This is a genomic window from Streptomyces sp. NPDC051322 (assembly GCF_040689485.1).
GTDB lineage: Bacteria > Actinomycetota > Actinomycetes > Streptomycetales > Streptomycetaceae > Streptomyces.
Genome location: NZ_JBFBAK010000011.1, coordinates 188,555 through 203,301, shown reverse-complemented (window position 1 = coordinate 203,301; position 14,747 = coordinate 188,555). Strand labels below are relative to the sequence as shown.

General features: G+C 69.2%; 12 protein-coding genes and 1 pseudogene. 3 read left to right on the top strand and 10 right to left on the bottom strand.

All coding sequences use genetic code 11. From position 1 onward, the window contains the following. Positions 1 to 101: 101 nt before the first annotated feature. The 7 genes from ruvX to AB0436_RS25325 all read right to left on the bottom strand — a co-directional run bounded on the left by ruvX (position 102) and on the right by AB0436_RS25325 (position 7,226). Complete coding sequence (gene ruvX / locus AB0436_RS25355; protein ID WP_366470225.1) at positions 102 to 566, bottom strand: Holliday junction resolvase RuvX; 465 nt, start codon at positions 564 to 566, stop codon at positions 102 to 104. A 5-nt stretch (positions 567 to 571) separates the two neighbouring features. Next, positions 572 to 3,241, bottom strand: a complete 2,670-nt coding sequence (gene alaS, locus AB0436_RS25350) for an alanine--tRNA ligase (protein WP_366470224.1) — start codon at positions 3,239 to 3,241, stop codon at positions 572 to 574. After that, the gene (locus AB0436_RS25345) at positions 3,241 to 3,597 is read right to left on the bottom strand and encodes a DUF6167 family protein (protein WP_366470223.1); all 357 of its coding nucleotides are present in this window, start codon (positions 3,595 to 3,597) and stop codon (positions 3,241 to 3,243) included. The genes alaS and AB0436_RS25345 overlap by 1 nt, the downstream gene beginning before the upstream one ends. 7 nt (positions 3,598 to 3,604) lie before the next feature. Continuing rightward, positions 3,605 to 4,033 (bottom strand): DUF948 domain-containing protein, encoded by a 429-nt coding sequence (locus tag AB0436_RS25340; RefSeq protein WP_366470222.1) that lies wholly within the window; start codon positions 4,031 to 4,033, stop codon positions 3,605 to 3,607. 262 nt (positions 4,034 to 4,295) lie between these two features. After that, positions 4,296 to 4,910: a 30S ribosomal protein S4 gene (gene rpsD / locus AB0436_RS25335; RefSeq protein ID WP_164265384.1), complete on the bottom strand. Its 615-nt coding sequence runs from the start codon at positions 4,908 to 4,910 to the stop codon at positions 4,296 to 4,298. Between the two features lie 295 nt (positions 4,911 to 5,205). Further along, positions 5,206 to 6,564, bottom strand: a complete 1,359-nt coding sequence (locus AB0436_RS25330; protein WP_366470221.1) for a replication-associated recombination protein A — start codon at positions 6,562 to 6,564, stop codon at positions 5,206 to 5,208. A 41-nt stretch (positions 6,565 to 6,605) separates the two neighbouring features. Beyond that, entirely contained in the window at positions 6,606 to 7,226 is a 621-nt protein-coding gene (locus tag AB0436_RS25325) for a vitamin K epoxide reductase family protein (protein WP_366470220.1), read from the bottom strand. A gap of 153 nt (positions 7,227 to 7,379) precedes the next feature. On the opposite strand from AB0436_RS25325, the pseudogene AB0436_RS25320 reads away from it, so the two are divergent. Continuing rightward, positions 7,380 to 7,661 (top strand): annotated as a pseudogene (locus AB0436_RS25320) (ATP-binding cassette domain-containing protein); the annotation flags it as partial. Positions 7,662 to 7,666: 5 nt separating this feature from the next. Here the strand turns inward: AB0436_RS25320 and hisS are convergent. Further along, positions 7,667 to 8,929 (bottom strand): histidine--tRNA ligase, encoded by a 1,263-nt coding sequence (gene hisS / locus AB0436_RS25315; RefSeq protein WP_366470219.1) that lies wholly within the window; start codon positions 8,927 to 8,929, stop codon positions 7,667 to 7,669. Between the two features lie 10 nt (positions 8,930 to 8,939). Continuing rightward, the gene (locus AB0436_RS25310) at positions 8,940 to 9,626 is read right to left on the bottom strand and encodes an MBL fold metallo-hydrolase (protein ID WP_365854617.1); all 687 of its coding nucleotides are present in this window, start codon (positions 9,624 to 9,626) and stop codon (positions 8,940 to 8,942) included. Positions 9,627 to 9,764: 138 nt separating this feature from the next. Here AB0436_RS25310 and AB0436_RS25305 point away from each other — a divergent pair, with 138 nt between their 5' ends. After that, entirely contained in the window at positions 9,765 to 10,538 is a 774-nt protein-coding gene (locus AB0436_RS25305; RefSeq protein ID WP_366470218.1) for a peptidylprolyl isomerase, read from the top strand. Between the two features lie 192 nt (positions 10,539 to 10,730). Next, the gene (locus AB0436_RS25300) at positions 10,731 to 11,960 is read left to right on the top strand and encodes a DUF349 domain-containing protein (RefSeq protein WP_366470217.1); all 1,230 of its coding nucleotides are present in this window, start codon (positions 10,731 to 10,733) and stop codon (positions 11,958 to 11,960) included. A 72-nt stretch (positions 11,961 to 12,032) separates the two neighbouring features. On the opposite strand, the gene AB0436_RS25295 is transcribed toward AB0436_RS25300, so the two are convergent. Next, positions 12,033 to 14,585: a bifunctional (p)ppGpp synthetase/guanosine-3',5'-bis(diphosphate) 3'-pyrophosphohydrolase gene (locus tag AB0436_RS25295; protein WP_366470216.1), complete on the bottom strand. Its 2,553-nt coding sequence runs from the start codon at positions 14,583 to 14,585 to the stop codon at positions 12,033 to 12,035. Positions 14,586 to 14,747 lie beyond the last annotated feature (162 nt).

Below are 14,747 nucleotides of genomic sequence, written 5' to 3'. Positions count from 1 at the left end.
CGGTCCCCTAGAGCCGCGAGGCCTCCGGACGGTCCGCCTCTTTTGCTGTGCGACAGCTGTTCGAACACTGTCGCATGGCGCGGAACGTTACCGTATTGCGATCAGACAACCACTTCGACGGCTTCGCCCGCAGCGCTCCCCGAGCTTCGCTCGGATTCGAGTGCATTCTGCAGGATCACCACCGCCGCCGCCTGATCGATGACAGAGCGACCCTTCTTGGACTTTACGCCGGATGCGCGCAGCCCCTGAGCGGCTGTCACTGTGGTCATCCTCTCGTCCACCAGTCGTACCGGAACGGGTGCGATCCGGCCGGCGAACTCCTGGGCGAAGCCGCGGACCTTGGCGGCCGCCGGGCCCTCGCCCCCGTTGAGGGAGCGAGGGAGGCCGATCACGACCTCGATGGGTTCGTACTCGTCCACCAGCTGCTTCAGCCGCCGGAGTGCGGCCGGGACGTCACGTCCCGGCACGGTCTCCACGGGGGTGGCGAGCACCCCGTCAGGGTCGCAGGAGGCGACCCCGATCCGGGCGTCTCCGACGTCGATCGCCAGTCGGCGGCCTCTGCGCACGGCGGTCAGGCCGTTTCGCCGACGAGGCGCTCGACGGCGGCCACGGCGTCACCGATGGCGTCCGGGTTCTGCCCGCCGCCCTGGGCGACGTCCGGCTTGCCGCCGCCGCCACCGCCGAGTGTCTTGGCAGCGGCACGGACCAGCTCACCGGCCTTGAGGCCGCGCTCGCGGGCCGCCTCGTTGGTGGCGATGACCGTCAGCGGTCGGCCGTTGGCGGTGGTGAAGAGGGCCACCACGGCCGGCCGGTCGCCCGGGATCCGGCCGCGGACGTCGAGGACCAGCCGGCGCAGGTCGTCGGCGCCGGTGCCGTCCGGCACCTGGCCGGTCACCACGGCGACGCCGCGTACGTCCTGGGCGCCGGCGGCGAGCCCGGCGGCGGCCTGCAGGACCTTCTCCGCGCGGAACTTCTCGATCTCCTTCTCGGCGTCCTTCAGCTTGGCGAGCATGCCCGAGATCTTCTCCGGAAGCTCCTCGGAGCGGCCCTTGACCAGCTCCTGGAGCTGGGCGACGACCGTGTGCTCCCTGGCCAGAAAGTTGTAGGCGTCCACCCCGACCAGGGCCTCGATACGGCGCACACCGGAGCCGATCGACGACTCACCGAGCAGCTTGACCAGGCCCAGCTGGGCGGTGTTGGCGACATGCGTGCCGCCGCAGAGCTCCTTCGAGAAGTCGCCGATGGTGACGACCCGCACCCGCTCGCCGTACTTCTCACCGAACTCGGCGATGGCGCCCTGCTTCTTGGCCTCGTCGATGGACATGACCTCGGCCATGACGTCGAGTTCGCGGCTCAGTACGTTGTTGATCTTGTGCTCGACGTCGGTGAGCACCGTGCCCGGCACGGCGTTGGGCGAGCCGAAGTCGAAGCGGAAACGACCGGGCGAGTTCTCCGAACCGGCCTGGGCGGCGGTCGGGCCGAGAGCGTCGCGCAGCGCCTGGTGGGTGAGGTGAGTGGCGCTGTGGGCCCGGGCGATGGCCCGGCGGCGGCGCAGGTCGATGACGGCGTAGGCGGCGGCGCCGACCGTCACCTCCCCGACCTGGACGGAGCCCTTGTGCACGGAGACCCCGGGGACCGGCTGCTGGACGTCACGCACCTCGACGATCGCGCCCGAGGTCAGTTTGATCCGGCCGGTGTCGGCGAGCTGGCCGCCGCCCTCGGCGTAGAACGGGGTCCGGTCCAGGACGATCTCGACCTCGTCACCCTCGGTGGCGGCGGGCGACGGCACACCGTCGACGAGCAGGCCGACGACGGTCGACTCGCCCTCGGTCGAGGTGTAACCGGTGAATTCGGTGGTTCCGGAGACGTCGGCGACCTGGCGGTAGGCGGAGAGATCGGCGTGGCCGGTCTTCTTGGCCCTGGCATCGGCCTTGGCCCGCTCCCGCTGTTCCTTCATCAGCCTGCGGAAACCGTCCTCGTCCACGGACAGCCCCTGTTCGGCGGCCATCTCCAGGGTGAGGTCGATCGGGAAGCCCCAGGTGTCGTGGAGCAGGAAGGCCTTGTCGCCGGGCAGCACCTGGCCGCCCGAGGCCTTGGTGTCGCTCACGGCCGTGTCGAGGATGTTGGTGCCGGCCTTCAGCGTCTTGACGAAGGCGGCCTCCTCGGCGAGGGCGACGGTCTCGATGCGCTTGCGGTCGGTGATCAGCTCCGGGTACTGCTGGCCCATGGCGTTGATCACCACGTCGAGCAGCTCCGAGACGACGGGTCCGGTGGCGCCGAGCAGACGCATGTTGCGGATGGCGCGGCGCATGATGCGGCGCAGCACATAACCGCGGCCCTCGTTGCCCGGCGTGACCCCGTCACCGATGAGCATCACTGACGTGCGCATGTGGTCGGTGACGACCCGCAGGGAGACGTCCGACTTCTCGTCGTCGCCGTACCGCACTCCGGTCAGCTCGGTGGCCTTCTCGATGACGACCTGCGAGGTGTCGATCTCGTACAGGTTCGGCACGTCCTGGAGGATCATGGCGAGGCGTTCGAGACCGAGACCCGTGTCGATGTTCTGCGACGGCAGGTCACCGAGGATCGGGAAGTCTTCCTTTCCGTCTCCGGCACCCCGCTCGTACTGCATGAAGACCAGATTCCAGATCTCCACATAGCGCTCGTCGTTGACGGCCGGGCCGCCCTCGATGCCGAATTCCGGGCCGCGGTCGTAGTTGATCTCCGAGCACGGGCCGCAGGGGCCGGGGACGCCCATGGACCAGAAGTTGTCCTTCTTGCCCAGGCGCTGGATGCGCTCGGCCGGCACACCGATCGTGTCGCGCCAGATCTGCTCGGCCTCGTCGTCGTCGAGGTAGACCGTGATCCACAGTCGCTCGGGGTCGAGTCCGTAACCACCAACGGCCACCGAGCTGGTGAGCAGCTCCCAGGCGTAGCTGATGGCGCCTTCCTTGAAGTAGTCGCCGAAGGAGAAGTTGCCGCACATCTGGAAGAACGTGCCGTGCCGGGTGGTCTTGCCGACCTCTTCGATGTCCGGTGTACGCACGCACTTCTGCACACTGGTGGCGCGCGGGGCGGGCGGCTTGACCTCGCCGAGGAAGTACGGCTTGAAGGGCACCATGCCCGCGGGGACCAGCAGCAGAGTCGGGTCGTCCGCGATGAGCGACGCCGAAGGGACAACGGTGTGCCCGCGCTCCTCGAAGAAGCTCAGCCAGCGGCGGCGGATTTCAGCCGACTCCATCAGTGGTCCTCATTCCGGTTGTCCGAATGCCTGGTGTGCGAATGCCTGGTGTACGGAACGCCCGCGCGTTCCGTACTGGTGTTCTCGATGGCGGCGAAGCGTCGTGGCGCGGGAAGTCCGGGGCCGGGTGCCGCCTCGATGCCGAGCGCCTCGCCGAGCTCGGCCTCGCGCTGGACCATCCCGGCCCGCACGTCGGTCGCGAACTCCCTGAGCCGGTGGCCCGCGTCGACGGCCTTGTTCGCCGCCTGCGCCGCGAGGCTCTCCGGGCTCAGCGCCTTGATCTTGCGGTTGACCTTGGTGGTGGCCCACACACCGGCTGCTGCGCCGGTGGCGAACCAGAAAGTACGGCGGAACATTGCAGCGTCAGCCCTTCCGCTTCCTGCGCCGTGCGGCCGGCACCGTGCGGCCGACGATGACCGGCCGACCGGAACGCGCGGGCTCGGTGTCGGCCTTGCGTCCGAGGGCCCGGCGCACGCCATAGCCGAAGGCCGCGACCTTCACCAGGGGGCCGCCGAATGTCGAGGCGACGGTGGTCGAGAGCGCCGAGGCGTTGGAGGTGACCTCCTGCACGTCGGTCGCGATGGCGTCGACCCGGTCGAGCTGGGTCTGCGCCGAACGCACGGCCGCCGAAGCATCGGCGAGCAGCGGGACGGCCTGATCCGTCACCTCCGCCACCAGCTTGGTGGTCGCCCTGAGCGTCTGGGCCAGCCTCACCAGTGCCACAGCGAGGAAGGAGACCAGGATCGCCCAGAAGACTGCCACCAGAAGGCCGGCCACCTCTCCACCGGACACGTCGCACCGCTCTCTGGTCGTCGGAAGTCACGTCGATCGTCGGACGTCACGTCGGACGTCACGTCGGATTGTGGTTGTCCGAGCCTATCGCGCCGGGGCTCACCCCCTGTACCCGATTACCGCTGCGTACGGTGCGGGCTGACGGCGGACGCAGCGGTCGCCCGGGGCCGCGCGGCCCGGCACGCGAAGACCCGCCGCCCACCGCTCCGAAGGGAACGGCGGGACGACGGGCCGGAACGCTGAAGCGCGCGGTACGTCCGGATCAGCGGGCGTAGTACTCGACGACCAGCTGCTCGTCGCAGATGACCGGGATTTCCTTGCGGTTCGGGTCGCGGTCCAGGCGGAAGGCCAGAGCCTTCAGGTTCACCTGGAGGTAGCGCGGGGTCTCACCCTCGGTGTCGTAGCCACCCTCACGGGCGACCTGGAAGGGGACCTTCTCGCGGCTGCGCTCGCGGACCATCACGACGTCGTCGGGACGGACGCGGAACGACGGCTTGTCGACCTTGCCGCCGTTGACCTGGATGTGGCCGTGGACGACCATCTGGCGGGCCTGGTAGATGGTGCGGGCGATGCCCGAACGCAGGACCAGGGCGTCGAGGCGACGCTCGAGCTCGACGACCAGCGCCTCGCCCGTCTTGCCTTCGGCCTTCTTGGCACGGTCGTAGGCGCGCGCCATCTGGCGCTCGCTGATGTCGTACTGGGCGCGCAGCCGCTGCTTCTCGAGCAGACGGACCTTGTAGTCCGAGTTCTGCTTGCGGCCACGGCCGTGCTCGCCCGGCGGGTACGGGCGGGCCTCGAAGTACTTGACAGCCTTCGGCGTCAGCGCGATACCGAGCGCGCGTGACTTCTTGACCTTGGGACGCGACTGGTTAGGCACGTTCTCCAGACCTCCATGGTTGGTTGCATTCACCTTGCTCAAGGAGATCGCGTGTCATGCCCGGGGAACAACCCGTCACCTCACGGACAGCACGAAGAAGGCCGACGCTCAGGGCATCGACACGACGGAGGTCCGATCAGATCGTGGTCAGCCGCGTCCCAGCGGACTTGAAACCGCCCGGATGCCGTCAGCAGCCGAGCGCACACGAACTCGCCTACAGAGTACCCGCTCGGCGGCCGTGCTCGTTACCAGGGCCGGGAGGCGCAGGTCAGTAGCAGCGCAGTGGCAGCGCGGGTCAGTGGTGTTCGTCCGCCGACAGCCGCTCGCGCACCTTTTCCACCACATCCGCGTAGCGCGCCTCGGCGCCGTACCGGGTGGGCTCGTAGTAGCGCTTGCCCTGGACGGCGTCCGGTGCGTACTGCTGAGCGGCGATCGCGCCCGGCACATCGTGCGGATAGACGTAGCCCTGGGCATGGCCGAGCTTGGCGGCGCCCTTGTAGTGGCCGTCGCGCAGATGCGCGGGGACCGGGCCCACCAGGCCGTTCCGCACGTCTGCCCGCGCAGCCGAGATCGCCATGGTGGCGGCGTTCGACTTGGGTGCCAGAGCCAGCGCGATGGTGGCATGACTGAGGGTGAGCGCGGCCTCGGGGAAGCCGATCAGCGCGACGGCCTGGGCGGCGGCGACCGCGGTGGGCAGCGCGGTCGGGTCGGCGAGACCGATGTCCTCGCTGGCCGAGATCATCAGCCGGCGGGCGATGAACCGCGGGTCCTCCCCCGCCTCGATCATGCGGGCCAGATAGTGCAGTGCGGCGTCCACGTCCGAGCCGCGGATCGACTTGATCAGGGCACTCGCCACGTCGTAGTGCTGATCGCCGTCCCGGTCGTACTTCACCGCGGCACGGTCGACCGTCTCCTCCACCGTCTCGAGGCTGATCTCCGGCTCCGATTTGGCCATCGCGGCGCCGGCCGCCGCTTCCAGCGCGGTGAGCGCGCGGCGCGCGTCACCGCCCGAGATCCGCAGTAGGTGCGCTTCGGCGTCCTGCTGCAGGGCCACCGACCCGCCGAGCCCCCGCTCCTCGGTCAGCGCACGGTGCAGCAGGGCGCGCAGATCATCGTCGGTGAGCGATTCGAGGGTGAGCAGCAGGGAACGGGAGAGCAGCGGGGAGATGACCGAGAAGTACGGGTTCTCGGTGGTCGCGGCGATCAGAGTGACCCAGCGGTTCTCCACCGCGGGCAGCAGCGAGTCCTGCTGGGCCTTGCTGAAGCGGTGGATCTCGTCGAGGAAGAGGACGGTCTCCTTGCCGTACCCCCCGGAGGCGCGGCGCGCGCCGTCGATGACCGCCCGCACCTCCTTGACCCCCGCGGTGATCGCCGAGAGCTCGACGAAACGCTTCTGCGTCGCCTGGCTGACGACGTAGGCGAGCGTCGTCTTGCCGATCCCCGGCGGGCCCCAGAGCAGCACCGATGACGGTCCTGCGGGGCCGCCGCCGGCCTCGCCGACCAGCCGGCGCAGCGGTGAGCCCTGCTTCAGCAGGTGCTGCTGGCCGACGACCTCGTCGAGGGTGCGCGGACGCATCCGTACGGCAAGCGGGCTGCTGGACGGGTCCTGGCGGCTGCGTTCTTCGGCGGCGGCGGTGAACAGATCGGGTTCCACCCTGAAAACCCTATGTCACCCGACTGACAGAGCCCCCGCCGTCAGCTGGTCCAGAAACTCCACCAGCGGGTCAGGATCAGCATGCCGATGATGCCGATGTGCAGCACCGGGAGCACCCAGGTGAATTCGCCGAGGAAGCTCCGCAGCCAGGCCGGCGCGGGCAGCTGCCGGGTGCGGATGTTGTGCGCGGTGACGTACCAGAAGAGCGTGATGGTGCCGACCCAGGCCAGGCAGCACCAGAGGCAGAGCGCGTTGATGGAGTACAGCGACTCGTACTGAAGCCAGGTGACGAAACCGACACCGAAGAGGCAGCCCGCATTGAAGGTGAGCCAGTACCAGCGGCTGAAGCGGCCGCCGGCCAGCAGGCTCATCCCGACGCAGATCACCACCGAGTAGGTGGCGAGACCCAGCATCGGGTTGGGGAACCCGAACACCGACGCCTGGGCGCTCTTCATGATGTTGCCGCAGGACAGCACCGGGTTGATGCTGCAACCGGGCGTGAAGTTCGGGTCCTTCAGCAGCTTGAACTCATCGAGCGTGATGACCCACGCGGCGAGCAGTCCGGCGGCGCCTGTGACGGCCAGCACCCAGGCAAGGGCGCGGCCACTGCCGGTCTTCCGATCCTGCTGCGCGGACACGTCTTCCACCAATGTCGTCGTCATCATGCCGATCCGTCGCTTCTGTGGCCTGCTGGGCAGGGCTCATTGTGCCGTACCGCGCGGGGTGTCCACCGTTCGATGGGCATAAGGATGTACGCCTGACTGTTCCCACCCGTTCAGTACGGCGGAAGACTCCTCGGCACGACAGCACTCGCGGTGGAAGTACGCGGACGCCGCAAGCAGTACGGCGAAGTGACCGCCGTCGACGGCCTGGACCTGGGCATACGCCCGGGAGAGGTCTTCGGCATCCTCGGCCCGAACGGAGCGGGCAAGAGCACCACGGTGTAAATCCTGCAGGGACACCGCTCCCGGGATGCGGGCGAGGTGCCCGTTCTGGGCGCCGCTCCGGCTTCCGGGAGCCGTACTTGGCGCTCACGTGTCGGAATCGTCTGGCAGGATGAATCGGCACCGGCCGAGTTGACGGTCCGGGAAACCGTGGCCCATCAGCCGAGCTTCGACCTGACCGCCTCGACGATGCCGTCCAGCGGTACCGCGCTCTGTTCGCCGGACTCCATGTCCTTGAGCTGGACTGCGCCGTCGGCGAGGTCGCGTTCGCCGGCCACGATCGTGAACCGGGCGCCCGAGCGGTTGGCGCTCTTCATCGCACCCTTGAGGCCTCGGCCGCCGAACGCGAAGTCCGTCGCGATCCCTGCCCTGCGCAGCTCGGTGACGACTGCGAACAGCACCCGGCGGGCGTCCTCGCCGAGCGGCACCGCGAACACGCTGGTGGTCGCGGGCAGTTCCAGCTCCACGCCCTCCGCCTCCAGCGCCAGCACCGTACGGTCGACGCCGAGCGCCCAGCCGACGGACGGCAGTTCGGGTCCGCCGATCATCTCGGACAGCCCGTCGTAGCGCCCGCCGCCGCCGACCGCGGACTGCGAGCCGAGCCCGTCGTGCACGAACTCGAAGGTGGTACGGGTGTAGTAGTCGAGGCCGCGCACCAGCTTCACGTCGTCCTCGAAGTCGACGCCCGCCGCGGTGATGAGCTCACGCACCGACTCGTGGTACGCCTTGCAGGCGTCGCAGAGGTAGTCCCGCAGCACCGGCGCACCGGCCAGCTGCCGCTGCACGTCGGCCCGCTTGTCGTCGAGCACCCGCAGCGGGTTGATCTCGGCCCGCCGCCGGGTGTCCTCGTCCAGGTCGAGCCCGCGCAGGAAGCTCTGCAGCGCCTCGCGGTAGACGGGGCGGCACTCCCTGTCGCCGAGCGAGTTGAGCAGAATGCGGAAGTTCCGCAGGCCGAGCGAGCGGTAGGCCTGGTCGGCCAGGATGATCAGTTCGGCGTCCAGTACGGGGTCCTCGGCGCCGATGGCCTCGGCGCCGACCTGCGAGAAGTGCCGGTAACGGCCCTTCTGCGGGCGCTCGTACCGGTAGTACGAGCCGGAGTACCAGAGCTTGACCGGCAGATTCCCGGCCTTGTGCAGATTGGCCTCCAGCGCCGCGCGGAGTACCGAAGCGGTGCCTTCCGGGCGGAGTGCGAGCTTGTCGCCGCCCTTGGTCTCGAAGGCGTACATCTCCTTGGAGACGATGTCGGTGGACTCACCGACGCCGCGGGCGAAGAGCTCGACGTTCTCGAAGCCCGGGGTCTCGACGTAGCCGTAGCCCGAGTTCCTCAGGGGTGCGGCGATCGCCTCCCGCACCGCGAGGAACTTCGCGGAGGAGGGCGGAAGCAGGTCGTAGGTGCCTTTGGGGGCCTGGAAAGTACTCACGGAAAGTTCGTCACATTCCTCGTCGGGGAGCGGCCAGACCCTGCAGGAAGGGGTTGGTGGCGCGCTCACGGCCGATGGTCGTCTGCTCGTTGTGGCCCGGCAGCACCACGGTCGAGTCGTCGAGCGGCAGGCACACGCGGGCCAGCGATTCGAGCATCTCGGCGTGGTCGCCGCCGGGGAAGTCGGTGCGTCCGATAGAGCCGGCGAAGAGCAGGTCGCCCGAGAAGAGGATCTGCGGAATGTCTTCCGCCTCGGGCAGCCTGAACGTCACAGACCCCTTGGTATGGCCGGGCGCGTGCGAGACGGCGAACTCCAGACCGGCGAGTTCCAGCTCGGTCCCGTCGGCCAGCTCCTTCACGTCGTCCGGCTCCCCCACGGTCAGCTCCCCCATCAGCGGCATACCGATGGTCCGGCCGATGCCCTTCTCCGGGTCGCTCATCATGAAGCGGTCGGCGGGGTGGATCCACGCCGGTACGTCGTGCGCTCCGCACACCGGAACGACCGATGCCACATGGTCGATGTGGCCATGCGTGAGGACGACCGCCACGGGCTTGAGCCGATGTTTCCTGAGCGCGTCCTCGACTCCCTGGGCCGCCTGGTGGCCCGGGTCGATGATCACGCACTCCTCGCCTGCGGCGGGGGCCACCAGATAACAGTTGGTGCCCCAGGCCCCGGCGGGGAACCCGGCAATGAGCACGATCGTCCTTAAATGTCGGTCCAGCGGGAGTTTGCAGCAGATCAGAGCCTACCGGCGCTCCTCATCGCACAGCGAACCCATATACGGTACGGCCTAGCCCGGACCGGTTCAGGACACACATTCGAGGGAGAACACCCGGTGGTCAGCAGCGATCAGCGGCGGCGGCAGCTCGCCAGGGAAAAATTCGAGCGGCAGCAGCAGCGCCGTGTCACCGCCCGGCGCAAGGGACGCCGTCGCAATGCCGTGATCGCCTCGGCTGTCGCCGTGGTGGTCGTTGCCGGCGCCGTCGCTTATGGAGCCGGAGCCTTCAAGAGCGACAGCTCGACCGGCAAGGACGCTGCCGCCTCGCCGTCGGCCAGCAGCACCGCTCCGCCGGAGCCCGCGATGAAGATCGACAAGAACGCGAAGTACACCTTCACGCTCAAGACGAACCGGGGCACGATCGCGCTGGCGATGGACGCCGCGAAGACACCGCACACCGTCAACTCCTTCAAGTACCTCGCGGACAAGGGCTTCTTCGACGGCACCAAGTGCCACCGCCTGACGACCGGCGGGATCTATGTGCTGCAGTGCGGCGACCCGAAGGGGGACGGCTCCGGCGGCCCCGGCTACACCATCCCCGACGAGAACCTGACCGCGCTCGGCAAGGCGGGGGCCGACGGCTCGGTGACCTACCCGGCCGGCACGGTGGCGATGGCCAACACCGGTCAGCCGCACACCGGCGGGAGCCAGTTCTTCCTGGTCTACAAGGACAGCAAGCTGCCCCCGTCGTACACCCCGTTCGGGACGATCGACGCCGCGGGCCTGAAGGTGGTCAAGGACGTGGCCAAGGCCGGAGTGTCCGGTGGAGGACAGGACGGCGCTCCCAAGAAGGCCGTCACCGTCACGAAGGCCACCGTCGCCACCTCCTGAGCCGGGACATCGAGTCCCGGCCGGGAATCCGATCGCGGGGCCGGGGATATTCGGGCGGGCTGGATGCGGACAGCCACCCTGCCGTTCGCCTATGTTGGCGGTGTGCGGGGCGTATGCAGCCCGGCCGAAGAAACTGTGGACGATGCCCGGGGGCCGCACAGTCCCCGCAGGCATCATGTGGATGGAGGCGCTGTGACCAGCGACCCGTGGGGCCGTGTCGATGAGACGGGCACCGTTTACGTGCGAACCGCCGATGGCGAGAAGGTCGTCGGTTCTTGGCAGGCAGGTTCTCCCGAAGAGGCTTTGGCCTACTTCGAGCGCAAGTACGAGGGCCTCGTCGTCGAGATCGGCCTCCTGGAGCGGCGGGTGAAGACCACCGATCTCTCGGCCAAGGATGCCCGGACCGCCATTGATCACCTGCGCGGACAGGTCGACGAGCATCACGCCGTGGGCGATCTGGACGCCCTGCGGGTGCGGCTCGACGGCCTGGTCTCGACGGTCGACGCGCGCCGTGAGGAGCGCAAGGTCCAGAAGGCCAAGCAGACTGACGAGGCGAAGCACGCGAAGGAAGCTCTGGTCGTCGAGGCCGAGGAGCTGGCACAGAGCGACCAGTGGCGGGCGGCGGGCGAGCGGCTGCGGGCCCTGGTGGACATCTGGAAAGGCCTGCCGCGGCTCGACCGGAAGTCGGACGACGAGCTGTGGCACCGCTTCTCGCATGCCCGGTCCGCGTTCTCCAAGCGCCGCAAGGCGCACTTCGCCTCGCTCGACGCGCAGCGCGAAGAGGCCCGCAAGGCCAAGGAGAAGCTGGTCACCGAGGCCGAGTCGCTCTCCGGCTCGACCGACTGGGGCGCCACCGCCGCCCGGTACCGCGATCTGATGACCGAATGGAAGGCGGCGGGCCGGGCCCAGCGCGAGGCCGAGGACGATCTGTGGAACCGCTTCCGCGGCGCCCAGGACGTCTTCTTCGCGGCGCGCAGCGAGGTGTTCGCCGAGCGGGACACCGAGCAGAGCGAGAATCTCAAGCTGAAGGAGGACCTCGCGGCCGAGGCGGAGAAGCTCCTCCCGGTGCGGGACCTCAAGGCGGCCAGGGCCGCCTTCCGCGGACTCAACGAGCGCTGGGAGGCGATCGGGCACGTGCCGCGCGACGCGCGCCCGAAGGTCGAGGGCCGGATGCACACCGTGGAGCGCGCGCTCCAGGAGGCCGAGGAGTCCGAGTGGCGCCGCACCAACCCGGAGGCCCGTGCGCGTGCCGCGGGCCTGACGGGCCAGCTGCAGGACGCCGTTGACAAGCTGCGTACCCAGATCGATGCGGCCCGGGCGTCGGGCAACAACGCCCGGGCGGACAAGCTGGCGCGTGAGCTGGAGAGCCGACAGGCACTGCTCGACCAGGCGCTGAAGGGCCTGCAGGAGTTCGGCGGCTGACCCACCCACCGGCGCTGTACGCCGAGGGCCCCGCACCGTCCGGTGCGGGGCCCTCGGCGTGGGCGGAGATGTCTACGGGCGCCGGGCCGAGGTGACCCGGTACACGTCGTACACGCCCTCGACGCCGCGTACCGCCTTCAGCACGTGGCCGAGGTGCTTGGGGTCGCCCATCTCGAAGGTGAACCGTGAGGTGGCCACCCGGTCGCGGGAGGTCTGCACGGCCGCCGACAGGATATTGACGTGCTGGTCGGAGAGCACCCGGGTGACGTCGGAGAGCAGCCGCGACCGGTCCAGCGCCTCGACCTGGATGGCCACCAGGAACACCGAGGACTGGGTGGGGGCCCATTCGACCTCGAGGATCCGCTCCGGCTGCTGCGAGAGCGAGTCCACGTTGACGCAGTCAGCCCGGTGCACCGAGACACCACTGCCGCGGGTGACGAATCCGATGATGGGGTCGCCGGGGACGGGCGTGCAGCACCGGGCGAGTTTCACCCAGACGTCCTCGACGCCCTTCACGACCACGCCGGGGTCGGCATTGGCCCGGCGTTTGCTGCGCCCGTGCGAGGGCGGGGTGCTCTCGGCGATGTCCTCGTTGGCGGCGTCCTCGCCGCCGAGTGCCTGCACCAGTTTCTGCACGACGCCCTGCGCCGCGACATGACCCTCGCCGATCGCCGCGTACAGCGAGGAGATGTCCGGGTAGCGCATCTCGTGGGCCAGGGTGACCAGTGAGTCGCCGGTGAGGATGCGCTGGATCGGCAGGTTCTGCTTGCGCATGGCGCGCGCGATGGAGTCCTTGCCCTGCTCGATCGCCTCGTCGCGGCGCTCCTTGGAGAACCAGGCGCGGATCTTGTTGCGGGCCCGGGGCGATTTGACGAAGCCCAGCCAGTCGCGGGACGGCCCGGCGCCCGCGGCCTTGGAGGTGAAGACCTCCACCAGGTCGCCGTTGTCCAGGGTCGATTCGAGGGGCACCAGGCGCCCGTTGACCCGGGCGCCTATCGTCCGGTCGCCGACCTCGGTGTGTACCGCGTACGCGAAGTCGACCGGTGTGGCACCCGCCGGCAGCGCGATGACGTCGCCCTTGGGCGTGAAGACGAAGACCTCGTTGCGCGAGAGGTCGAAGCGCAGGGACTCCAGGAACTCGCTGGGGTCCTCGGTCTCCTTCTGCCAGTCGAGCAGCTGCCGCAGCCAGGCCATGTCGTTGACGGTGTCCTGGCCCGCGCCCTTGCCGGTGTGCTTGGGCACGTCGGTACGCACCTTGGAGGCGCCGGCCACGGCCTCCTGCTTGTACTTCCAGTGCGCGGCGATGCCGTACTCGGCCCTGCGGTGCATGTCGAACGTACGGATCTGCAGCTCGACGGGCTTGCCGCTGGGGCCGATCACCGTGGTGTGCAGCGACTGGTACATGTTGAACTTGGGCATCGCGATGTAGTCCTTGAACCGACCGGGCACCGGATTCCACCGGGCGTGGACGGTACCGAGCGCCGCATAGCAGTCGCGGACGGTGTCGACAAGGATGCGGATGCCCACCAGGTCGTAGATCTCGGCGAAGTCCCGGCCCCGCACGATCATCTTCTGGTAGACGCTGTAGTAGTGCTTGGGCCGGCCGGTGACCGTCGCCTTGATACGGGCGGCACGCAGGTCGGCCTGGACCTCGTCGGTCACTATCGCGAGGTATTCGTCCCGCTTGGGGGCGCGTTCGGCGACCAGCCGCACGATCTCGTCATACATCTTCGGGTAGAGGATCGCGAACGCCAGATCCTCCAGTTCCCACTTGATGGTGTTCATGCCCAGGCGGTGGGCCAGCGGAGCGTAGATCTCCAGGGTCTCGCGGGCCTTCTTCTCCTGCTTCTCCCGCTTGAGATAGCGCATCGTGCGCATGTTGTGCAGCCGGTCGGCGAGCTTGATGACCAGGACCCGCGGGTCCTTGGCCATCGCGACGACCATCTTGCGGACGGTCTCGGCCTGCGCGGCCTCGCCGAACTTGACCTTGTCGAGCTTGGTGACGCCGTCGACGAGGAGGGCCACCTGGTCGCCGAAGTCGCGGCGCAGCGTGTCCAGGCCGTACTCGGTGTCCTCGACGGTGTCATGCAGCAGACCGGCCATCAGAGTGGCCGGGTCCATGCCGAGCTCGGCGAGGATCGTCGTGACGGCCAGCGGGTGCGTGATGTACGGGTCGCCGCTCTTGCGCTTCTGCCCGCGGTGCCAGCGCTCGGCCACCTGGTAGGCCCGCTCGATCTGCCGCAGCGTGGCGGTCTCGATCTTGGGATCGTTTCCGCGCACCGCCCGCAGCAGCGGTTCGAGAACCGGGTTGTACGGGGAGGAGCGCTGCACGCCGAGCCGGGCGAGCCGGGCCCGCACGCGGTTCGACGAGCCGCTGGAGCGGGTGGCCGGGGCGGGGGCGGCCGGCCTGGCCGGGGCGCCCTGCGAGGCCGGCTCGGCGGTGCCCCGCGGAGCGGGCTTGGGCGTCGAGAGCGGCGCGCTGCCGTCCGGGCGCACCACCGGGGCGGCGGGCGCCGCGGGAGGCTGCTCCGCAGGCAGCTTCTGGGGCATCGCTGAGTCCGCCGCGGCCTTCTGGTTCTGCTCGTGGGGCTGTGCGGCGGCTGCGGACTGGGCCTCGTCTGGCAAGGGCACTCCTCGTGCGGGTCCGGGTCCCCCGGTCAGGTCCGGAAAGCCCATGGTAACGATCCTGGGGGCTCCGCTCGCCCCGGGCCGGTTCGCCGGGGGCGGAATGCGGAAGCGGAGGCGGGCACCCGGATGGTTCCGGATGCCCGCCTCCGCGTCGCCTCG